20 protein-coding genes are annotated in these 20,122 nt (G+C 66.5%); 8 read left to right on the top strand and 12 right to left on the bottom strand.

What is annotated here, in order from left to right; genetic code table 11:
- Window positions 1-24: 24 nt before the first annotated feature.
- On the top strand, window positions 25-906 hold the full coding sequence (locus ACWIGM_RS25795; RefSeq protein WP_454028834.1) for a ParB/RepB/Spo0J family partition protein: 882 nt from the start codon (window positions 25-27) through the stop codon (window positions 904-906).
- Here ACWIGM_RS25795 and holA read toward each other — a convergent pair whose 3' ends face one another.
- The 3 genes from holA to leuS are packed head-to-tail and all read right to left on the bottom strand — an operon-like array spanning window position 907 to window position 5,090.
- Window positions 907-1,929 (bottom strand): DNA polymerase III subunit delta, encoded by a 1,023-nt coding sequence (gene holA, locus ACWIGM_RS25790; protein ID WP_454028833.1) that lies wholly within the window; start codon window positions 1,927-1,929, stop codon window positions 907-909. It abuts the gene before it with no gap.
- Between the two features lie 4 nt (window positions 1,930-1,933).
- Entirely contained in the window at window positions 1,934-2,455 is a 522-nt protein-coding gene (gene lptE / locus ACWIGM_RS25785; protein ID WP_454028832.1) for an LPS assembly lipoprotein LptE, read from the bottom strand.
- 10 nt (window positions 2,456-2,465) lie between these two features.
- The gene (leuS, locus tag ACWIGM_RS25780; RefSeq protein ID WP_454028831.1) at window positions 2,466-5,090 is read right to left on the bottom strand and encodes a leucine--tRNA ligase; all 2,625 of its coding nucleotides are present in this window, start codon (window positions 5,088-5,090) and stop codon (window positions 2,466-2,468) included.
- A gap of 115 nt (window positions 5,091-5,205) precedes the next feature.
- Here leuS and ACWIGM_RS25775 point away from each other — a divergent pair, with 115 nt between their 5' ends.
- A complete protein-coding gene (locus tag ACWIGM_RS25775) occupies window positions 5,206-5,871 on the top strand; it encodes a YggS family pyridoxal phosphate-dependent enzyme (RefSeq protein ID WP_454028830.1) in 666 nt (221 codons plus the stop codon).
- Window positions 5,872-5,892: 21 nt separating this feature from the next.
- Here the strand turns inward: ACWIGM_RS25775 and ACWIGM_RS25770 are convergent, their stop codons facing one another.
- Both ACWIGM_RS25770 and ACWIGM_RS25765 read right to left on the bottom strand, forming a co-directional pair.
- Window positions 5,893-6,270 (bottom strand): VOC family protein, encoded by a 378-nt coding sequence (locus ACWIGM_RS25770; protein WP_454028829.1) that lies wholly within the window; start codon window positions 6,268-6,270, stop codon window positions 5,893-5,895.
- Window positions 6,271-6,401: 131 nt separating this feature from the next.
- Entirely contained in the window at window positions 6,402-6,956 is a 555-nt protein-coding gene (locus ACWIGM_RS25765; RefSeq protein WP_454028828.1) for a L,D-transpeptidase family protein, read from the bottom strand.
- 194 nt (window positions 6,957-7,150) lie between these two features.
- Here ACWIGM_RS25765 and ACWIGM_RS25760 point away from each other — a divergent pair, with 194 nt between their 5' ends.
- Entirely contained in the window at window positions 7,151-7,837 is a 687-nt protein-coding gene (locus ACWIGM_RS25760; RefSeq protein WP_454028827.1) for a response regulator transcription factor, read from the top strand.
- A 6-nt stretch (window positions 7,838-7,843) separates the two neighbouring features.
- Window positions 7,844-8,308, top strand: a complete 465-nt coding sequence (locus ACWIGM_RS25755) for a cyclic nucleotide-binding domain-containing protein (RefSeq protein WP_454028826.1) — start codon at window positions 7,844-7,846, stop codon at window positions 8,306-8,308.
- Between the two features lie 23 nt (window positions 8,309-8,331).
- Here ACWIGM_RS25755 and xth read toward each other — a convergent pair whose 3' ends face one another.
- Entirely contained in the window at window positions 8,332-9,147 is an 816-nt protein-coding gene (xth, locus tag ACWIGM_RS25750) for an exodeoxyribonuclease III (protein WP_454028825.1), read from the bottom strand.
- 482 nt (window positions 9,148-9,629) lie between these two features.
- Between xth and ACWIGM_RS25745 the strand changes: the two genes are divergently transcribed.
- Window positions 9,630-10,265 (top strand): DUF1062 domain-containing protein, encoded by a 636-nt coding sequence (locus ACWIGM_RS25745; RefSeq protein WP_454029403.1) that lies wholly within the window; start codon window positions 9,630-9,632, stop codon window positions 10,263-10,265.
- Window positions 10,266-10,328: 63 nt separating this feature from the next.
- Here the strand turns inward: ACWIGM_RS25745 and ACWIGM_RS25740 are convergent, their stop codons facing one another.
- Complete coding sequence (locus ACWIGM_RS25740) at window positions 10,329-11,174, bottom strand: outer membrane lipoprotein carrier protein LolA (RefSeq protein ID WP_454028824.1); 846 nt, start codon at window positions 11,172-11,174, stop codon at window positions 10,329-10,331.
- 152 nt (window positions 11,175-11,326) lie between these two features.
- Entirely contained in the window at window positions 11,327-13,900 is a 2,574-nt protein-coding gene (locus ACWIGM_RS25735) for an FtsK/SpoIIIE family DNA translocase (RefSeq protein WP_454028823.1), read from the bottom strand.
- Between the two features lie 180 nt (window positions 13,901-14,080).
- Here ACWIGM_RS25735 and ACWIGM_RS25730 point away from each other — a divergent pair, with 180 nt between their 5' ends.
- Window positions 14,081-14,422 (top strand): antibiotic biosynthesis monooxygenase family protein, encoded by a 342-nt coding sequence (locus tag ACWIGM_RS25730; RefSeq protein ID WP_454029402.1) that lies wholly within the window; start codon window positions 14,081-14,083, stop codon window positions 14,420-14,422.
- A gap of 100 nt (window positions 14,423-14,522) precedes the next feature.
- Entirely contained in the window at window positions 14,523-15,323 is an 801-nt protein-coding gene (locus ACWIGM_RS25725; RefSeq protein ID WP_454029401.1) for a class I SAM-dependent methyltransferase, read from the top strand.
- Window positions 15,324-15,410: 87 nt separating this feature from the next.
- Here the strand turns inward: ACWIGM_RS25725 and ACWIGM_RS25720 are convergent, their stop codons facing one another.
- The 3 genes from ACWIGM_RS25720 to tesB form a co-directional block, all read right to left on the bottom strand.
- Complete coding sequence (locus ACWIGM_RS25720; protein ID WP_454028822.1) at window positions 15,411-16,889, bottom strand: ammonium transporter; 1,479 nt, start codon at window positions 16,887-16,889, stop codon at window positions 15,411-15,413.
- 25 nt (window positions 16,890-16,914) lie between these two features.
- Window positions 16,915-17,253, bottom strand: a complete 339-nt coding sequence (locus ACWIGM_RS25715; RefSeq protein ID WP_110493299.1) for a P-II family nitrogen regulator — start codon at window positions 17,251-17,253, stop codon at window positions 16,915-16,917.
- A gap of 232 nt (window positions 17,254-17,485) precedes the next feature.
- Window positions 17,486-18,352 (bottom strand): acyl-CoA thioesterase II, encoded by an 867-nt coding sequence (gene tesB / locus ACWIGM_RS25710; RefSeq protein WP_454028821.1) that lies wholly within the window; start codon window positions 18,350-18,352, stop codon window positions 17,486-17,488.
- Between the two features lie 114 nt (window positions 18,353-18,466).
- Between tesB and ACWIGM_RS25705 the strand changes: the two genes are divergently transcribed.
- A complete protein-coding gene (locus ACWIGM_RS25705) occupies window positions 18,467-19,720 on the top strand; it encodes a ubiquinone biosynthesis hydroxylase (protein ID WP_454028820.1) in 1,254 nt (417 codons plus the stop codon).
- A 137-nt stretch (window positions 19,721-19,857) separates the two neighbouring features.
- Here ACWIGM_RS25705 and ACWIGM_RS25700 read toward each other — a convergent pair whose 3' ends face one another.
- Entirely contained in the window at window positions 19,858-20,061 is a 204-nt protein-coding gene (locus ACWIGM_RS25700; RefSeq protein WP_454028819.1) for a Trm112 family protein, read from the bottom strand.
- Window positions 20,062-20,122 lie beyond the last annotated feature (61 nt).

Genomic DNA, 20,122 nt, shown 5'->3' with positions numbered 1-20,122 from the left:
CAAGAAGGTTCAAGAGGAATGGCAATGGTCGAGGAACAGGGGCGCTCGCGTCTTGGCCGGGGTCTGGCTGCGCTGATCGGCGATGTCGGCGAGGAAATCGGCGCGATCGAGCGGGCGCGCGGGCAGCGCAAGGTTCCGGTCGAGTTCCTGCGTCCGAATGCGCGTAACCCGCGCAAGGCGTTCGCAGAAGCCGAGCTCGAGGACCTGGCCGCTTCGGTGCGCGAGCGCGGCATCCTGCAGCCGATCATCGTGCGTTCGATCCCGGGCATGATCGATGCCTATGAGATCATTGCCGGCGAGCGGCGCTGGCGGGCGGCGCAGCGGGCTGAACTTCATGATGTCCCGGTCATCCTGGTCGAAGCCAATGATCGCGAGGCGCTCGAAATCGCGATTGTCGAGAACGTCCAGCGCGCCGATCTCAACGCGATGGAAGAGGCGGCCGGCTATGAGCGGCTGATCGCCGAATTCGACTACACGCAGAATGATCTCGCCAAAGTGATCGGCAAGAGCCGTTCGCATGTGGCGAACACGCTGCGGCTGAGCAAATTGCCGGAGCCGGTCAAGCTACTGGTCAGCGAAGGCTCGGTCTCGGCCGGCCATGCTCGCGCCCTTCTTGCTGTTTCGGATCCGGAACAGGTTGCAAAACGCGTTGTGGAGCAAGGGCTTACAGTTCGTGACGTCGAACGACTCGGCCAGGATGAAGCCCGCAGCGAGAACAAGCCGGTGCGAGCTGCCGCGCCGAAGCCGGAGAAGGATCCGGATACGCGTGCGGTCGAAAAGGCACTGGAAGAAGCGCTCGGGCTCGGCGTTTCCATCCAGCATCGCGCCAATGGCGGCGGCGAGATGAAGATCAGCTACAAGACGCTGGAGCAGCTCGATGCTCTCTGCCGGCGCTTGAAGGCCTGATCAGCGCCCCCTGCCGCCCATTCGGCTCAGCGTCCAGAGCGCACGGGCGGCGATCGGCTTGGCCATATCGCCATCGCGGCGCACCGCCAGCATCGCGGTGCCGAGGATCGTCACCGCGTCGCGCAACTTCGCAGCCGGCCAGGTGCTGAGCGCCACTTCCGCTGTGGCGATCCGCGGATAGGGCAGACGCATGGCGCCGACGGCTTCACGCGCCGACTTGCCGCCCTCGATGGCGAGCTTCGCCTTCAGCAAGGCGAGGGCATGACGCAGAACGGCGCCGAGCAGAACGCCCTGGTCGAGCCCCTCGCCGGCTAGTTTGGCAAGAGCCAGATCGAGGCTGGGCAGGCGGCCGGCGAAGACCGCGTCGACCACGCCCGCCTGCTCGCGCTGGGCGGTATCGCCGACGACAGCTTCGACATGGGCAGCCGTCAGGGCCGCGTCGCTGCCGGCATAGATGATCAGCTTGTCGATCTCCTGCCGAGAGGTCTGGCGATCGCCGCCAAGCAGGCTGGTCAGGAGATCGCGCGTGGATCGGTCGATGCTCTTGCCGGCGGCCCGCGCCATCTCATCGACGATCGTGCCGAGATCGCGCGCGGCATCACCATAGCAAGGCACGGCGAGCGCCGATCTTGCCCGTTCGCAGGCCGTCCGCAGCGGGTTGCTCTTCTGCAGGTCGCCGGCCTCGACGATCACGATCGCGTCCTGCGACGGTGTCGCCAGGAGAGGCTCGACCGCAGCGGCGAGCGGGCGTGAGGTCGGGGAAACGCGGATCGCGCGGCGTCCGCCGAACAGCCCGATCGTATTGGCTTCGTCGACGAGTTTCAGCGGGTCCGATGCGATATCGTCGCCATCCATACGGATCAGCTGGAAGGCGTCCTGCGGGTCGTCGACGCTGCTGCGGGCCAGTGCAGCGGCCCGCTCGGAGATGAGCCCGGCGTCCGGGCCGTAGAACAGGAACAGGCGCCAGGCGGGATCGGGGCGCGCAAGCGCACGATCCGCCTCGTGCGCCTTGATCGTCGCCATCGGCTCAGCCGGCGACGAGCGCGGCGGCGACCCGGGCCTTGATCAGCTGGGCGAGCTCCTTGGCGGCGCGGACCTGGGCGTCGCGCGCGGCGCGCAGCGAGGCGAAACGCTGCTGCGAGCGCTCATAAGGCGCGCGGACCACACTCTGGCCGGAAGCGACGACCTCGTTCGAACCGGTGCGGGTGAGCTGCCAATCGGCAGTCGCGACCAGGACGGCCGAATCGGCGCGGCCGTTGGCGTAATCGACTGTGATGACCTCGAGCGTTTCGCTTGTGCTCGCGCTAAGCTTCAAGATCTTCTGACGGTCGGGGGCGCCGCCGCCATCGAACTCGAATACGAGCTCGTTGCGCAGATAGTGCCCGACCAGACCCCTGATCTCCGGTACGTCGATACCGAGCATCGCATTGCGGACATTGCCGCCCACCCGGCTGACCGTTCCCTCGCCGTAGAGCGGCTGGAAGCAGCCGCCAGCGAGCGCAGCAAGGGCAAGCGCTGCGGCGAGCGCCAGCGGACGGCGACGGGCCATAGTCCTGGTCTCAGACGACGACATTCACGATCCTCCCCGGTACCACGATCACCTTGCGGATCGGCCGGTTCTCGAGAGCCCTGGCGACAGCCTCGGAGGCGCGCACAATCGCCTCGACTGCAACCGTATCGGCATCGGCAGGCACCGTCACCTCCGCCCGCTTCTTGCCGTTGACCTGTACCGGCAGGATCTTGCTGTCATCCTGTAACAAATCCGTTTCAGCCTGCGGCCAGGCAGCTTCGCCGGCGAGGCCGGGCAGCCTCAGGGCCTGCCAGCATTCCTCGGCCAGATGCGGCATCATCGGAGCGACAAGCTGCGTCGCGATCGTGGCAGATTCGTGCAGCGCAAAGGCGATGTCTGCGGGGACATCCGCCGATTCGGCGGCCACGTCGAGCGCTTTGCCGATGGCGTTTGTCAGCGTGTAGACATGGGCGATGCAGCGATTGAAGGCGAGCCGCTCGATGTCGGCGCCGACAGCGTGCAAAGCGCGGTGGCTCGCCTTGCGCAAGGCGAGCGCCGGCTCGGAGAACGAGGCCGGGCGGGCCGGCGGGCCGCCAACGCGCTCGCCGATCTCGGCGACCAGGCGCCAGAGCCGCTGCACGAAGCGGGCCGCGCCCTGGACCCCTTCATCGCTCCAGATCACGTCGCGATCCGGTGGTGAATCGGAGAGCATGAACCAGCGGGCGGTGTCGGCGCCGTAGGAGGCGATGATGTCGTCGGGGTCGACGACATTCTTCTTCGACTTCGACATCTTCTCGATCGAGCCGATCTCGATCGGAGCCCCGCTCTCGACGTCGAAGCCGCGGCGCTCATTGCCGATCGTCTCGATCCGGACATTGCCCGGTTCGACCCAGGCGCCGTCTTCGGCCCGGTAGGTCTCGTGCACGACCATGCCTTGCGTGAACATGCCGGCGAAGGGCTCGTCCAGCCCGGTATGACCGGTCGCCTTCATCGCGCGGGTGAAGAAGCGCGAATAGAGCAGGTGCAGGATCGCGTGCTCGACGCCGCCGATGTACTGATCGACCGGCAGGAAGCGGTCGACGGCCTTGCGGTCGGTCGGGCTGTCGGTGCGCCAGGGATCGGTGAAGCGAGCGAAATACCAGGACGAATCGACGAAGGTGTCCATGGTGTCGGTCTCGCGCCGGGCCGGCTTGCCGCATTGCGGGCAGGCGACATGCTTCCAGCTCGGATGATGATCGAGCGGGTTGCCGGGCTTGTCGAAGGAGACGTCGTCCGGGAGCTTGACCGGCAGATCCTGCTCCGGCACCGGAACGACGCCGCAATCCTGGCAATGCACGATCGGGATCGGGCAGCCCCAATAGCGCTGGCGCGAGATGCCCCAGTCGCGCAGGCGGAAATTGACCTTGCGCTGGGCGACAGGGCGGTTGCCGAGGGTTTCGGCCTCCAACCGCCTGGCGACGTCTTCTTTCGCCTCCGGAATGGTCATGCCGTCGAGGAAGCGCGAATTGATCATCCGCCCCTCGCCGTCATAGGCGGTGTCGGTGACGACGAAGCTCGCCGGATCGGTGCCTTCGGGGCAAACCACCGGGGTGTTGCCGAGCCCGTACTTGTTGACGAAGTCGAGGTCGCGCTGGTCATGCGCCGGGCAGCCGAAGATGGCGCCGGTACCGTATTCCATCAGGATGAAATTCGCGACATAGACCGGCAAAGTCCATGCGGGATCAAAGGGATGGGCGGCGCGCAGGCCGGTGTCGAAGCCCTGCTTCTCGGCCTTGTCGATGTTCTCCTGGGCCGTGCCGGTCTTCTTGCACTCGGCGATGAAGTCCTGCAGCGCCGGATTCGTTTCGGCAGCGGCCTTCGCCAGCGGGTGGTCGGGGGCGACCGCCAGGAACTTGGCGCCGAAGAGCGTGTCCGGCCGAGTCGTGTAGACCTCGACTTCGCTCTGGCCCAGCGCATTCGATTCGAGAGCGAAACGAACGAGCAGGCCTTCCGAACGGCCAATCCAGTTCTTCTGCATCAGCCGGACCTTGTCAGGCCAGCGGGTCAGGCCCTCCAGGGCATCGTTCAGCTCCTCGCCGAAGGCGGTGATCTTGAAGAACCACTGCGTCAGCTCGCGCAGCTCGACCGGTGCGCCGGAGCGCCAGCCGCGGCCGTCGATGACCTGCTCGTTGGCGAGCACGGTCTCGTCGACCGGGTCCCAGTTGACCTTGGCGGTCTTCCGGTCGACCAGCCCGGCCTTGAGGAAGTCGAGGAAGAGCTTCTGCTGGTGCTTGTAGTAGCTGGCGTCGCAGGTGGCGAGCTCGCGGCTCCAGTCGAGCGACAGGCCCATCGACTGCAGCTGGCCGCGCATGGTCGCGATATTGGCATAGGTCCAGTCACGCGGATGGACCTTGTTGGCCTTGGCGGCGTTCTCCGCCGGCAGGCCGAAGGCGTCCCAACCCATCGGGTGCAGCACCGAAAAACCCTTGGCGCGCTTGTAGCGCGCGACGACGTCGCCCATCGCGTAGTTGCGGACATGGCCCATATGGATGCGCCCCGAAGGATAGGGGAACATCTCGAGCACGTAATAGGGCGGCCGCGTATCGTCGTTGCGGGTCTCGAAGAGCTTGTGCTCATCCCAGACCTTGCGCCATTTCGGCTCGGCTTCCTTCGGATTGTAGCGTTCGACGGCCATGCTGATCGTGTCGTTCTTGCGTGAGCGGACTGGGCCGGACTAGGACACCATCGTAGCCCCCGGGTCAATGTTCGGAACGGCTTGGCGGAAGCGCGTAAGGCGAGGACGGGTCGAAATGTCGGATGTCGTGGCGAGACTTCAGGAAACGCGGAACGCAATCGCCCGCGCCGCGCGCGACTTCGGCCGCAAGCCGGAGGGCGTGACGCTGGTCGCGGTTTCCAAGACCAAGCCGGTCGAGATGATCGTGCCGGTCTTGGGCGCAGGCCAGATCGATTTCGGCGAGAACTATGTCCAGGAGGCCAAGGAGAAGTGGCCGGCGCTGCGCGAGCGCTTCCCGCAAGCCAGGGTGCACATGATCGGACCGCTGCAGTCGAACAAGGCGCGCGACGCGGTGGCGCTGTTCGACGCAATCCACTCGCTCGATCGCGAGAGCCTCGCCAAGGAGCTGGCACGCGAGATCGAGCGCGCCGGCAAGGCGCCGCAGCTGATCGTGCAGGTCAATACCGGCGCCGAGCCGCAGAAGGGTGGCGTCCTGCCTGCCGAGGCCGACGCCTTTCTCGAACTCTGCCGGACCCGCTACGGGCTGACGATCGCGGGGCTGATGTGCATCCCCCCGGCCGAGGATCAGCCTTCGCCGCATTTTGCCCTGCTCGCCAAGATCGCCAAGCGTAACGGCCTGGCGATCCTGTCGATGGGCATGAGCGCCGATTACGAAGCAGCGATCCAGCTCGGCGCCACCCATGTCAGGGTCGGCAGCGCGATCTTTGGCGCGCGCGGCTGATTCCGCTGTTACGTCGGTTGCCTAGATCGGCTGGCCGACATCGATGCGGTTGCCGTCCGGATCCTCGAAGACGAAGGCGCGCAGTCCATAATCCTGGTCGCGCAGGCCCTTGACGATGCGCAGCCCGTGGCCGCGGCAAAGTTCGTGAAAGGCATCGACGTCATCGACCATGATATGGGCGATGTTGAAGGGCGCGGCCTCGTGGTCCTTCTGCAGGGTCAGGTGGATTTCGGCTTTGCCCTTCTTCAGGATCATGAAGCCGACTGGCTGGCCGTTCTCGAAGGTCTTGGTGAAGCCGAGCACGCCGATATAGAAGGCGCAGGCGCGCTCCATGTCCTTGACGGGGAACATCGCGGCGACGCGGCCGAAGCCGATCTCGGTCATAGGCGAATCAGTCATGGCACAGTCTCTTGCTGGGAGCTGGCCTTACCTGAACGGGGCGGTGCCCGCTCAAGTCCGGCGCTCCTGAAATCGATCGATGAGACGGTGCTCGGCGTCAGTATCTCCGGCTTGCGCCGAGTTGCAAGTGGCTAGTGCACGACGATGGCGCAGTGCCGGGCCAGCCTGGGCAGGACCTTGCCAAAGATGTCGCGGGTGACCGCGACGCAGCCTGCCGTTGGCGTGAAACCCGGTCGGGCGAGATGCCAGAAGATCGCGCTGCCACGGCCGCGCCGGACCGGCGCATCGTTCCAGCCGAGCTCGACGATGACGTCGTAGAGATTGTCGGTGCGGGCGAGCCGTTCCTCGGCCTCGCCAGGCGGGCGGTCGATCAGGCGGTTGTAGCGCCGGTCGGTCTGGTCGTCGCACCAGGCGTCGCGCGGCGTGATGGCCCGGACCGGCAGCAGGCTCGATGGCCGCGGCAGCCTGTCGGCGCGATAGAAGACCCGGCGCAGCGGCAGCTTCGCTCGTGGCGTGCCGCCATCGCCCTCGCGCTTGGCGACGATGATGCCGGAACGGCCGAGAGCACAGGGAAAGGCGGCGGAGCCAGCGATCAGGAAGCCCTTGCGGCGGTCATGCACCGAGCGCACCACCACCAGTTTCGTCAGCCGCCGACCCGCCGCAGCGCCATCATCACGTCTTTTCACAGCTCATCCATCTTGCGTGATCTGCCGGCCATTTCCTGTCACCCGGCGCGCTTTCCGTTTGACCGGTGTCAGCCGGACAGTCAGAATTCGCGCTAACTCAATATGTTGGAGCATGGGCCCTTCGCAAAGGTGGCTCCCACTTCTGCCGAACATGCTCTAATGTTGCGCCAACGCAAACGGGCTGAATCGCCTTCATGTCTGCTACCCATCATATCCTGCTGGTCGACGACGACCAGACGCTGCGTGATGCGCTCGCCGAGCAGCTTGCGCTCTATGACGAATTCAAGGTGTCGTCGGCGCCGACAGCGACGGCGAGCCTGAAGGCCGTGCAGGCCGAGCGCATCGACCTCGTGGTCATGGATGTCGGCCTGCCCGACATGGATGGCCGCGAGGCGGTGAAGCTGATGCGCAAGAACGGCTTCAAGGGGCCGGTGGTCATGCTGACCGGGCAGGGCTCGGATGCCGATACCGTGCTCGGGCTCGAAGCCGGTGCCAACGACTATGTGGTGAAGCCGTTCAAGTTCGCGGTGTTGCTGGCGCGCATCCGCGCGCATTTGCGGCAATATGAGGCGAGTGAGGACGCCATTTTTCAAGTTGGCCCGTACACATTTCACCCAGGCTCCAAGCTCCTGGTCAGCGCCAAGGGCTCGAAGACCAAGCTCACCGAGAAGGAGACGGCGATCCTGCGCTTCCTCTACCGCGCCGGCCGCAAGCCGATCGCGCGCGAGACCCTGCTGCAGGAGGTCTGGGGCTATAATTCGCAGGTCACGACGCATACGCTCGAGACCCATATCTACCGCCTGCGCCAGAAGATCGAGCCGGACCCCGCCAATGCGCGCCTGCTTGTGACCGATGCCGGCGGCTACCGGCTGAATCCGTAGTCCTGAATGTCGCTCAACGACGACATCGCGCTGCTGGCCCGTCAGCCGTTGCTGGGCCTGATGGATCGCGATGCCTTGCGCCTGCTCGCCTTCGCTGCCGAGACGCGGTCCTTGCGCGCCGGAGACGTGCTGTTCCGGCGCGGCGAGGGCTCGGACGGGGCCTTTCTCGTCATCTCCGGCGCGGTGGCGCTGAAGCGCGAGGATGATGGCCGGCCGGCCGACGAGGTCGTCGGGCCGGGTGCGCTGATCGGCGAGCTCGCGCTGTTCACGGCACTGGAGCGGCCGGTGACCGCGATTGCGCGCGAGCCGACCCAGGTGATGCGTCTCGCGCGCAGCGTGATGCGCCGGGTGCTCGGCGAATCACCGGATTCGGCGCAGGCGATCGCGGCGGCGGTGGCGGAGCGCCTGCATGCGTTCAACAGCGAGCTGGCCGCAGTCGGCACTGCGCTCAGGGCGATCGATCTGCGCTGACGCTTTTCACAATGACGGGCGGCTCACAGCTCCAGCTGCACCGTCACCGGGACATGATCCGAAGGCCGCTCCCAGCCGCGTGCCTCGCTCAGGAAGGTGAGGTCGCGCAGCGTCGGCTTCAGGGCGTCCGAGAGCCAGATATGGTCGAGCCGGCGGCCGCGATTCGAGGCCTGCCAGTCGGCGGCGCGGTAGCTCCACCAGCTGTAGAGCTTCTCGGGCTCGGGCCGGAGCGTACGGGCAGCGTCGGTCCAGCCGAGCTCGCTGCGCAGCTTCTCCAGCGTCGTGGTCTCGATCGGGGTGTGGCTGACGACGTCGAGCAGCTGCTTGTGGCTCCAGACATCGTGTTCGTAGGGGGCGATATTGAGATCGCCGACCAAAATGCTTGGCCGTCCGGCCGGGTTGCGGGCGACGCCCCAGGCACCGATGGCGTCGAGGAATTGCAGCTTGTGGGCGAATTTCGGGTTGGCCTCGGGGTCGGCGATGTCGCCGCCGGCGGGGATGTAGAAATTATGGATGGCGATGCCGGCCGCGGCGCCGGCGCCCTTGTCGAGCACGACGGTCATGTGGCGGGCGTCGTTGCGCTCGCACATCGCCATCGCTTCCTTCTCGGAGAAGGGCAGCTTGGAGACGATAGCGACGCCGTTATAGCCCTTGTTGCCGATGAAAGCCTGGTGGACATAGCCGGCCTCGCTGAAGGCCTTGCCCGGGAACTGCTCGTCCGGCGTCTTGGTCTCCTGCAGGCAGAGGACGTCAGGCTGGTGGGCCTTGAGGAACTTGGTGACCATGCCGATGCGCAGGCGCACCGAGTTGATGTTCCAGGTGGTGACGGAGAGCTGCACGCAGGGGGATTCCGGCCGAAAGGGAAGCCGGAAACTGGGTCGTCAGCCCGGGAAAAGCAAGGCTTTGTGCCAATCCTCCCCTGTGCGCTGAAAGCCGGGCGAGAAGAGTAGCCCGGCGAGCCGCATGGCGTTGCGCAAATATCTCAGGCCGGCGCTCTTCTCCTCGCGACTTGCGCGAGGGTCCCTCAGGAGCCGATCATCTGCTATCTGTGGTCGCGCAGAGCGTTGGCCCACCGAGGTAGACTTTGCCTAAGTAAATCCGGTCTCGATCCAGTTTCACCCGTGCAGGCTGACAGCGACGCGCTGCCGGCCTCGATTACGTTCGTCGGGTGGTGGCGAGACCGGTTTGGCATTGTCCAGTTGTGCCAGCACAGCTCTCGCTGTCTCTGCTCTGCGACCCGCTAAAGCATCGCCATACCGCGCCCGCTCGGGCTTTCTCGCACGCCGCCTTGGTGAACTTCCGAGAGGAAGACCAAGACACCATGTGCGATGCACTTCAGGTCAAATGGACCATCATTGCCAAGACAGCCCCTGAGCCCTGGATCGCCTGCAGCGGATGCGGTGGACCACGCGCCTTTCGATCCAGCGGAAAGATCAGACTCAACGCCAATGGTCGCAGGCTCGACGCCTGGCTCATCTACAACTGCAGGGATTGCGACAGGACCTGGAACCGGCCGCTGTTCGAACGCCGGCCCGTCCGCGAGATCGATCCCGCGGTTCTTGCGGCGCTGCAGTCCAACGATCCGCGATGGGCTTCGGCAGAAGCCTTCAACCTTGATGCCTTGAGGCGCGCATCGACGCGCATCGACGAGTTCGCGGATGTCGCCATCGCCAAGGAGATCGTGCGCGACAGTCATTCTCCGAGAACGATCGCGATCGCGCTGGTGGTCCCGTTGCCAACCAGCCTGCGCCTCGATCGCCTGCTGGCGTCTGAGCTGGCGATATCGCGTTCACGGCTGCAAGCGCTGCAGGACCGCGGCGTGCTTCGGATCAAGTCGGAGCGCGACGATGCCCTGCGATGGCGTGTCAGGACCGGCACGATCGTCGTGCTCAACTTATCGGCCGAGGCCGATTGCGCCTTGCTCTGGAGATTCCGGGCGACTGGGACCGTGTCCTGAGACACGGGCTCGGGGGGCGAGTTCTCGCTCCCCGTTACTTCGGCGTGACAGGCAGCGCTCGGTTCAGAGCACGCGCTGGTAGTCGATCACGAAGTTCTTCTGGTCGGGCCGGCGCTGCGTATCGAGGTTGTAGAGCGAGACTGAGGTCTCGTAGCCCTGCGGGTCGATCACCACCCATTGCCGGAGCTCGTTGGCGGTGAGGTCGAAGTTCAGCGTGATCTTCGAGGTGCCGCCCAGCGTCGAGCGGTCCTCGAGCTTGAGCGACAGGATGTCGCCCTTGGTGCTGACGCCGGTGACGATGCTGTCCTTCTCGAGGTTCATCTGCTCCTTGAGCAGGAACTTCAACGGAGTCTGGCCGATCGAATAGAGATCCTGGGTCGCGAGCTTGCGGTCGCGGATCGCGACCGAGGTGCCGTCGGCGACGACCTCCATCGTCACGGGCGGACGATATTCGAAGCGCATCTTGCCGGGGCGTTGGATGTAGAGCTTGCCCTCGAAGCGACGCCCATCCGCGGCGAACTGGATGAAATCGCCCTGCAAGGTCGAGAAGCCGTTGAAATAGCTGTTCAGCCGCTCGACCGCCTCGGCCTTGGACAGGGGCGTACTCGGGCGGGACGATTTGGCGGGCGTTGCTGCCCGCGGTTCATTGTTGGCGGTGACGACCGGCGCGGGAGCGGCGGCGGCAGGTGCCGGGGCGGCTGCCTGGGCCTGGCTGGCGTCGGTGCGCGGCATGCCAAGGCCCGGCGGGCGGATCGGCGGCAGCGGGATCGCGCGCTGTGCCGGGCGGGCGGCAACTGTGGGCTGACCGCTCGGCTTGATGTCGAGCGGCTGGGCGCAGACCTGGCCCGAGGCCAGCGCGAGCGCCAGAGCGGCGGCTGCGAGGGCTGGCATGGGCGAGAGAATGGTCATGGGGCTCAGGTGTCCGGTTGGCGGCCTTCTGGCGGAATATCGTGCCGCCCAGGCGGGCCGGCAAGGGTTCAACGCGTCAGTCGGCGGTGAAGTTGCACCGGGCTGATGGCATTTTCAGGACCGGTTTCGCGCCATTCGGCCGCACCCGGCCTCTAATCCTCGTCTTCCCTGGCCCTTCCGGTCTCGACGAGGATCTCGCGTTTGCCGGCGTGGTTGGCGGGTCCGACGATGCCCTCGTTCTCCATCCGCTCCATGATCGAGGCGGCGCGGTTGTAGCCGATCTGCAGGCGGCGCTGGATGTAGGAGGTCGAGGCCTTCTTGTCGCGCAGCACGACAGCCACCGCCTGCTCATAGGGGTCGTCGCTCTCCGACTGGCCCATGCCGGTCTTGTCGAAGACCGCCCCGTCCTCGTCCTCGGCTCCGGCGGCCTCCTCCTCGGCGGTGACCGCGTCGAGATAGTCCGGCCGCCCCTGCGTCTTCAGATGCGCCACCACCTTCTCGACCTCGGCATCCGAGACGAACGGGCCGTGCACGCGGGTGATCCGCCCGCCACCGGCCATGTAGAGCATGTCGCCCTGGCCGAGCAGCTGCTCGGCGCCCATCTCGCCGAGGATGGTGCGCGAGTCGATCTTGCTGGTGACCTGGAAGGAGATCCGCGTCGGGAAGTTCGCCTTGATCGTGCCGGTGATGACGTCGACCGAGGGGCGCTGCGTCGCGAGAACCACGTGGATGCCGGCGGCTCTGGCCATCTGTGCCAGGCGCTGGATCGTGCCCTCGATCTCCTTGCCGGCGACCATCATCAGGTCGGCCATCTCGTCGACGATCACGACGATGTAAGGCAGAGGCGACAGGTCCATCGCCTCCTCCTCGTAGATCGCCTCGCCCGAATGCTTGTCGAAGCCGGTCTGGACCGTGCGGGTGATGACCTCGCCCGCCGCCAGCGCCTCGCCGACCCGGACATTAAACCCGTCGATGTTGCGCACACCGAGCTTCGACATCTTCTTGTAGCGCTCCTCCATCTCGCGCACCGCCCATTTCAACGCGACCACCGCCTTCTTCGGGTCGGTGACGACGGGGGTGAGCAGATGCGGGATGCCGTCATAGACGGAGAGCTCGAGCATCTTGGGATCGACCATGATCAATCGGCACTCCTCCGGCTTCAGCCGGTAGAGGATCGACAGGATCATGGTGTTGATCGCGACCGACTTGCCCGAGCCGGTGGTGCCCGCCACCAGAAGGTGGGGCATGCGGGCCAGATCGGCGATCACCGGCTCGCCGCCGATGGTCTTGCCGAGGCACAGCGCCAGCTTGTGCTTGGTGCCCTCGAAGTCCTGGGAGGCCAGAAGCTCGCGCAGGAAGACGGTCTCACGCTTGGCGTTGGGCAGCTCGATGCCGATCGCGTTCTTGCCCTGCACCACCGCCACACGCGCCGACACCGCGCTCATCGACCGCGCGATGTCGTCCGCCAGAGAGATCACGCGCGAGCTCTTGGTGCCCGGCGCAGGCTCGAGCTCATACAAGGTGACCACAGGGCCGGGTCGAACCTGGCTGATCTCGCCGCGGACGCCGAAATCCTCGAGCACGCCTTCGAGCAAGGTGGCGTTCTGCTCCAGCGCGTCGGTGGAGATGGTGTTCGCGGGGATCTTTTTCGGCTCGGCCAGATAGGTCAGTGGCGGCAGCTCGAAACCGTCGCGATCGAGCAGCGAAGGCTGCGCCTCGCGCGAGAGGCGCTTGCCGGGCTTGGGCGCGCGCACTGGTGCGGCGACGCGCGGAGCGTTGAGGTCACGCACATCCTGCGCCTCGAAAGGCTCGTCATCGTCGTCATAAGCCGGGCGCGCCGTCGGCGCGGGCCTGGCGGCAGCGGGGCGCGCGAGTTCGGGTGCCACGACAGGGGACCGGTAGGCCTCCGGATCGCCGGTGAAGTTCGGCTCACGGCGGACCCGGCCGGTCTGGGCCGGCATGGGCATCGTGCCGGCGCTGGCTGAGGCCGGCTGCGGCGGACGCGGCAGGCGGCGCAGGATCGCGGCCTTCAACGCCATGGCGCCATGGGCGATCCAGCCGATCAGGATCACCGAGAAGCCCGGCTCGTCGTCGCGGCGCTCCTCGCCATCGGCGAAAGCCTCGTCGTCCTGGTCGGGATCGGGATCCTCGTCGGTGACGAAGCCGAAGCCGGCGGCGGCGGTGACGGAGAGAATGGCGATGCCGGCGAAGACGAAGGCGACGAGGCCGCCGAGTGCGGTGCCGCCCAGGCCGACGATGTTGCGGGTGCCCTGCAGCAGGGCGTCGCCGATGACGCCGCCCATGCCGGTCGGCAGCGGCCAGCGCGGCGTTGCCGGCAGGGCGCTCGCCACCGCGGCGGTGGAGACGATGCCGACGACCCAGAGCACGAGCTTGAGTGCGCTGCGATCGAAAAGGTGGAAGCGGATCAGCCGGAGCGACCAGAGCAGCGGCGGCAGCAGCAGCGCGACAACGCCGAGCCCGAGCAATTGCATGGCGAGGTCGGCGATCATCGCGCCGGGGCGGCCGAGCAGGTTGTGGACGGTGCCGCGCGTGGCGTTGTTCAGGCTGGGATCGTCGACAGACCAGGTGGCGAGGGCGACGGCGATGGCGATCATCACCGCGAGCATCGCCATCCCGCCGATCTCGGCGGCGCGGCGCGACAGGAACTCGCGCACCGGATCGGGCAGGCGGTCGATCAGCGATGAGGAGCGTCGGATCGTGCGCATCGGGCCGTGTCTGCGGGCGTCGGTCAGGAAGGCAGCCGAGACCGCCCCATCGAACCGGCAGGTTAGGAAGGTCCGGTTAAGGCCCGCTTAACCTTGCGCTGCCGCCACGCATTGTCGGGAGCGCGGGGAACGATGGCACGGCCAAAGCATTCTTCGACGAACAACAGCCAGGAGGACGACATGGCCGATGGCGGTGAGACGATTGCGAGAATTGCGCGGATCTGGCGCGGCCGCACGGTGCCGGAGAAGGCCGATGCCTATGCAGCCTATCTGCTCGAGGTCGGTGTCAGGCCGCTGGCAAAAAAGGCGCTCGGCGCGCAGATGTTCCGCGAGGATCGCGCGGGGGAGAGCGAGTTCGTGACGATTTCCTACTGGGAGAGTGTCGAGGCGATGTCGCGCTTCGCCGGGCCCGACCCGCGCAGGATCCACCATCTCGAACGCGATGCCGAGTTCCTGATCGAGCTGCCGGAGGCGGTGCAGGTGCTCGAGATCGTGCTGGACCGACCTTCAGGCGAGGAGTGAGACGCCCGCACCGTTTCGAGAGCGATTTTTCCAGCACCATGACTGGTCTATTGTCGTGGTGTCGGCGCCCGCCTTCCCGACGCGCCGCGAGGAGGGTTCGATGGCCTCAAGCTTCACCATCCACGATGCGGCCGGCTATGAGCAACTGATGGGCCGCTGGAGCAAAAAGCTCGCGCCCGGGTTCATCGACTTCGCCGGGCTGGCCGATGGCGAGCGCGTCCTCGACGTCGGTTGCGGCACCGGCAGCCTGACTTTCACGCTCGCTGCCTCGGCAGATCTCGCGGCGGTCGTCGCGATCGACTACTCGCCCGTCTTCGTCGCGGAGGCGACCCGGCGCAACAACGATGCGCGTATCAGCATCCGGCAGGCGGATGCCTGCGCCCTGCCATTCGAGGATCGCGTGTTCGACCGTGCAATGGCCCTGCTCGTGCTGCATTTCGTGCCTGAGGCCGGCAAGGCCATCGCCGAGATGGCTCGTGTCGTGCGGCGAGGCGGCGTGGTCGCGGCCGCCGTGTGGGACCACTATGGCGGCATGCCGGGCATGCGCATGATGGTCGATACCGTCGCGGGGCTGAACGAAGGCGGCCGTCAGATGCGCGCCCGCTATTGCTTCCAGCCGATGATGCAGCCGGGTGAAATGAAACGGGCTTTCGCCGAGCAGGGTCTCGCGGACGTCACCGAGACCGAGCTGATGATCCGCATGGACTATCGGGATTTCGACGACTTCTGGGCGCCGATCGCTGCCGGTGAAGGGCCGCTCGGCAAATATGTGGCGGCACTCGACACCGTGGAGCGGGCGCGCGTCGACGCCGCCGTGCGCGACGCCTACCAGGCCGGGCGGCCCGACGGCCCGAGATCTTTCGCGAACATCGCCTGGGCCTGCCGGGGGACCGTCCATTGAGCGACTGGCGACGGGCCTTCCAGCGGCCATGAAAAAGCCCCGGCGGGGTCCCGCCGGGGCGATGCTTTGGACTGGGCTGTTCAGGGCTCAGTCGTGATAGGCGCGCTCGCCGTGCTCGGCGATGTCGAGACCCTCGCGCTCCTGGTCGGAAGCGACGCGCAGGCCGACGATCACATCGACGATCTTGTAGAGGATCGCCGAGCCGACGCCGCTGAAGACGAGCGTGAACAGCACCGCCTTGAGCTGGGCCATGAAAGCCGTGCCGAACTCGTAGGTCGCGGCGACCAGCTCGCCCGGCTTGGTCGAGTAATCGGGGATGCCGGCGCCGCCGAGTGCCTGGTTGACCAGGATGCCGGTCGCCAGCGCACCGATGATGCCGCCGACACAGTGGATGCCGAAGACGTCGAGCGAGTCGTCGTAGCCGAGCGCGTTCTTCACCGTCGAGCAGAAGACGAAGCAGACGGCGCCTGCGACGAGGCCGAGGAGGATCGAGCCCATCGGGCCGGCAAAGCCCGCAGCCGGGGTGACGGCGACGAGGCCGGCGACCGCGCCCGAGACCATGCCGAGCATGGAGGGCTTGCCCTTCACGGCCCATTCGACGAACAGCCAGGCCACCGCTGCCGCCGCCGTGGCGACGAAGGTGTTGATCATGGCGAGCGCGGCGGTGCCGTTGGCCTCGAGGTTGGAGCCGGCGTTGAAGCCGAACCAACCGACCCAGAGCAGGGCGGCGCCGATCAGCGTCATGGTCAGCGAGTGCGGGGCCATCAGCTCCTTGCCGAAGCCGATGCGCTTGCCGATCAGGACGCAGCCGACGAGGCCCGCAATGCCGGCATTGATGTGCACGACGGTGCCGCCGGCGAAGTCGAGCGCGCCCCACTTGAACAGCATGCCGGCATCGGCGTTCACAGCATCGAGTGCTGCCTGGGCCGCGGCCTTGCCATCGGTGCCGGCATCAGCCAGCGCCTTGGCGGCGTTGCCGACCGCGTCGGGCCCGCCCCAGTACCAGACCATGTGGGCCATCGGGAAATAGATGAAGGTGACCCAGAGCACGATGAAGAGCAGCAGCGCCGAGAACTTCATGCGCTCGGCGAAGGCGCCGACGATGAGGGCCGGGGTGATGCAGGCGAAGGTCATCTGGAAGGCGATGTAGACATACTCCGGGATGACGACGCCGTTGGAGAAGGTCGCGGCGGTCGAATTGCCGTCGACGCCCTTCAGGAAGGCCTTGGAGAAGCCGCCGACGAAGTCGTTGAGGCCGCCGCCATTGGTGAAGGCGAGCGAGTAGCCGAATATGATCCACATCAGCGAGACGATGCAGACGATGGCGAAGACCTGGGTCAGCACCGAGAGCATGTTCTTGGAGCGGACCAGGCCGCCATAGAACAGCGCAAGGCCCGGGACCGTCATCAGGAGCACGAGGATCGTCGAGCTCATCATGAAGGCGGTGTCGCCCTTGTTGGGCACGGGGGCGGGCGGCGCTGCGGGGGTTTGCGCCAGCGCGGCGCCGGCCATTGCGGCGAACGCCAGCCCGACCAGCCCGGCCCGGTTAAGGGTCTTGTTGTTCATCGTGAAACTCCTGGAAGGTCGGGGCTCAGAGGGCGTCGCCGTCGGTCTCGCCGGTGCGAATGCGCACGGCCTTCTCGATCGACGAGACGAAGATCTTGCCGTCGCCGATCTGGCCGGTGCGGGCGGCGGCGGTGATGGCCTCGATCACCTTGGGAACGAGATCGTCGGTGACGGCGACCTCGATCTTGATCTTCGGCAGGAAGCTCACGGCGTATTCGGCGCCGCGGTAGATCTCGGTATGGCCCTTCTGGCGGCCATAGCCCTTGACTTCGGTCACGGTCAGGCCGTGCACGCCGATGGCGGTGAGCCCGTCGCGCACCTCCTCCAGCTTGAACGGCTTGATGATAGCCATCACGATCTTCATGGCTGGGTTACCCCCGCTTGTGCGCCGCCGGACCGCGATCCAAACGACGTCGTTGCGCCTCTCGCGCCCTTTCGAGCCAGGCGCGTCGGGGGAGACCTTTCAAGGCCCGTGCCAACCGGTGGATGTGGCGCGTTGGCGGGCAATGCCGCGATTCCGCCACGATCAGGCGGCGCGCAGCATGCCGGATTGATCAATAATTAGGCAGATGCCGTGAAAGCAGGCGGTGGTTGGCTCAGGCGCGATCGGGGCGCGGCCGGATCAGGCCTTCCTGCGCCACGGAAGCGACGAGATGCCCTTCCCGGTCGAAGATCAGCCCGCGCGAGAAACCGCGCGCACCCGAGGCCGAGGGGCTGTCCTGAGCATAGAGCAGCCAGTCATCGGCCCGGAAAGGCCGGTGGAACCACATTGCGTGATCGAGGCTGGCGCTCTGGACACGCCGGTCGAAGACGCTGGTGCCGTGAGCGATCAGGCTGGAATCGAGCAGCATCAGGTCCGAGGCATAGGCGAGCACGCTCTGGTGCAGCGCTGGTTCATCGGGCAGTCTCTGCGACGCCCTGACCCAGACATTGAATTTCGGCTCCCGCGGCCCATCCGCCGCATAGCGGCTCATCTCGACGGGACGAATTTCGATCGGCCGCTCGCGTCGGTAATAGGCGCGCACCGCCTCAGGCATATGAGGCAGCACGTCACGCTCCATGCCGTCGCGATCCGGCAAATCTTCCGGCATCGGCACGGCAGGCATTGGCATCTGGTGGTCGTAGCCGGGTTCGGCGATCTGGAAGGAGACAGACATGGCGAAGATCGCCGCGTCCTTCTGCAGCGCCAGCACGCGCCGCGTCGAGAACGAGCCGCCGTCGCGCAGCCGCTCGACCTCGTAGACGATCGGGATCGTCGGATCGCCCGGCAGCATGAAGTAGGCGTGGAGCGAATGCGGCTGGCGCTCCTCGACCGTCTTGCAGGCGGCATAGAGCGCCTGGCCGATCACCTGGCCGCCGAAGACGCGCGTCCAGCCATTGTCGGGGCTGCGACCCTGGAACCGGTTGTGTCCGAGCGGTTCGAGATCGAAGATCGGGAGCAGGGTGTTCGCGGCTGAGGTCATCGGCTGAAAAACCGGCTCGGCGCGGGCTTGCGGCCCGGGCCGGCTGTGGGCAAGACGGCGAGCATCAGCAACGAGCGATCCGGCCGCGTCAAGCGGTGCGATACAGGGAATGTCATGGCGCAGAGTTCTGAGGGTGCGAGCCAGCGCATCGTCATCGCCGGCGGCGGCGTCGCCGGGCTGACATTGGGGGTCGCGCTGAAGCAGGCACTGGGCGAGAGCTTTCGTGTCATCGTCGCCGACCCGGCGCTCGCCGGTCCGGCGCGGGCCGACGATCGCGCCTATGCGGTCGCGGCGGCGGCGCGCAACATGCTGGAGGCGCTCGGAATCTGGCGCCTGGCCGAGACGGCTGCGACGGCGATGACCGAGATGATCATCACCGACAGCCGCACGCCCGACCTGGTGCGCCCGGTATTCCTGAGCTTCGACGGTGAGGTCGAGCCAGGCCAACCCTTTGCTCATATGGTCGAGAATGGCGCGCTGATGGCGGCATTGCTCCAGGTCGCGCGTGCCAATGGCGTCGAACTCCGGGCTGAAGGTGTCCGTTCCGGCACGGTGGACGATGACGGCGTGGTCGCAGTCGCCCTCACCGGTGGCGAAAGCCTCGATGCGGCGTTGCTGGTCGCGGCTGACGGCGCGCGCTCAAAACTGCGCGAGCAGGCTGGTATCGGCTGGGTCGGCTGGTCCTATCCGCAATCCGGCATCGTTGCGACCATCGGCCATGAGCGGCCGCATGACGGGCGCGCGGTCGAGCATTTCCTGCCATCCGGCCCCTTCGCGATCCTGCCTCTGGCTGACGGCGGCAAGCTCGGCCATCGCTCCTCGATCGTCTGGACCGAGCGCAGCGAGAACGTCCCGGCCCTGCTGGCGCTCGACGAGAGTGACCTCCTGCTTGAGGTCGAGCGCCGCTTCGGCCTCGAACTGGGCGAGATCGCCATGGAGAGCCGCCCGGGCGCCTATCCCCTCTCCTTCGGCGTGGCGCGCCGCTTCGTCGGCGAGCGGCTGGCGCTGCTCGGCGATGCCGCCCATGTCATCCACCCGATTGCCGGCCAGGGGCTCAATCTCGGGCTGAAGGACGTCGCGGCGCTGGCCGAGGCGATCGTCGACGCGGCCCGGCTCGGCCTCGATGTCGGCGGCTCCGAGGTGCTCGAAGCCTATGAGAAGGGTCGGCGCTTCGACACGGTCGCGATGGGCGTCGTCACCGACGGGCTCAACCGGCTGTTCTCGAACGATTCGACGCCGTTACGATTGGCGCGTGATCTCGGCCTCGGCCTGGTCGAGCGTATGCCGGGGCTGAAGCGCTTCTTCATCCGCGAGGCGGCGGGGCTGGCGGGGCCGACGCCGCGCCTGCTCAAGGGCGAGATGCTGTAGGTACTACTTGGTCACAAACGGACTGTGAGCGGGTCATACCGAGTCTGGCCGGCAGCTTCAGGTGAACTGGGCAGAAATTTCCGGAGTCTGCCTGAATCTTACCCGAGTCAGCCCGAGTAAAATGCCGACTACCGGCACTACCCCTCCAGCTGGCGCGCCTCTTCCGGCAGCATGATCGGGATTCCGTCGCGGATCGGATAGGCGAGTTTGGCGGCGCGGCTGATCAGCTCCTGACGGGCGGCATCGTATTCGAGCGTCGCCTTCGTGACCGGGCAGACCAGGATCTCCAGCAGCTTTGGGTCGATTCGCGTCGCGACCGTGCCGTCTTCATCGGGATTCATCGTCACACTCTCTCATGGGGTCGCCGCGCACCGCGTGAAGCGCGGCGACCGATGTCCTGGT

This window comes from Allobosea sp. NPDC055332, from assembly GCF_053645455.1.
The sequence above is the reverse complement of the archived record's forward strand: the minus strand, read 5'-3'. Positions and strand labels throughout refer to the sequence as shown.

Bases quoted from the DNA above. Each gene is read 5' to 3' on its own strand.
- ACWIGM_RS25795 (WP_454028834.1), top strand. From the start codon at position 25: ATGGTCGAGGAACAGGGGCGCTCGCGTCTTGGCCGGGGTCTGGCTGCG.
- holA (WP_454028833.1), bottom strand. From the start codon at position 1,929: ATGGCGACGATCAAGGCGCACGAGGCGGATCGTGCGCTTGCGCGCCCC.
- lptE (WP_454028832.1), bottom strand. From the start codon at position 2,455: ATGGCCCGTCGCCGTCCGCTGGCGCTCGCCGCAGCGCTTGCCCTTGCT.
- leuS (WP_454028831.1), bottom strand. From the start codon at position 5,090: ATGGCCGTCGAACGCTACAATCCGAAGGAAGCCGAGCCGAAATGGCGC.
- ACWIGM_RS25775 (WP_454028830.1), top strand. From the start codon at position 5,206: ATGTCGGATGTCGTGGCGAGACTTCAGGAAACGCGGAACGCAATCGCC.
- ACWIGM_RS25770 (WP_454028829.1), bottom strand. From the start codon at position 6,270: ATGACTGATTCGCCTATGACCGAGATCGGCTTCGGCCGCGTCGCCGCG.
- ACWIGM_RS25760 (WP_454028827.1), top strand. From the start codon at position 7,151: ATGTCTGCTACCCATCATATCCTGCTGGTCGACGACGACCAGACGCTG.
- ACWIGM_RS25755 (WP_454028826.1), top strand. From the start codon at position 7,844: ATGTCGCTCAACGACGACATCGCGCTGCTGGCCCGTCAGCCGTTGCTG.
- ACWIGM_RS25745 (WP_454029403.1), top strand. From the start codon at position 9,630: ATGTGCGATGCACTTCAGGTCAAATGGACCATCATTGCCAAGACAGCC.
- ACWIGM_RS25740 (WP_454028824.1), bottom strand. From the start codon at position 11,174: ATGACCATTCTCTCGCCCATGCCAGCCCTCGCAGCCGCCGCTCTGGCG.
- ACWIGM_RS25735 (WP_454028823.1), bottom strand. From the start codon at position 13,900: ATGCGCACGATCCGACGCTCCTCATCGCTGATCGACCGCCTGCCCGAT.
- ACWIGM_RS25730 (WP_454029402.1), top strand. From the start codon at position 14,081: ATGGCCGATGGCGGTGAGACGATTGCGAGAATTGCGCGGATCTGGCGC.
- ACWIGM_RS25725 (WP_454029401.1), top strand. From the start codon at position 14,523: ATGGCCTCAAGCTTCACCATCCACGATGCGGCCGGCTATGAGCAACTG.
- ACWIGM_RS25720 (WP_454028822.1), bottom strand. From the start codon at position 16,889: ATGAACAACAAGACCCTTAACCGGGCCGGGCTGGTCGGGCTGGCGTTC.
- ACWIGM_RS25715 (WP_110493299.1), bottom strand. From the start codon at position 17,253: ATGAAGATCGTGATGGCTATCATCAAGCCGTTCAAGCTGGAGGAGGTG.
- tesB (WP_454028821.1), bottom strand. From the start codon at position 18,352: ATGACCTCAGCCGCGAACACCCTGCTCCCGATCTTCGATCTCGAACCG.
- ACWIGM_RS25705 (WP_454028820.1), top strand. From the start codon at position 18,467: ATGGCGCAGAGTTCTGAGGGTGCGAGCCAGCGCATCGTCATCGCCGGC.
- ACWIGM_RS25700 (WP_454028819.1), bottom strand. From the start codon at position 20,061: ATGAATCCCGATGAAGACGGCACGGTCGCGACGCGAATCGACCCAAAG.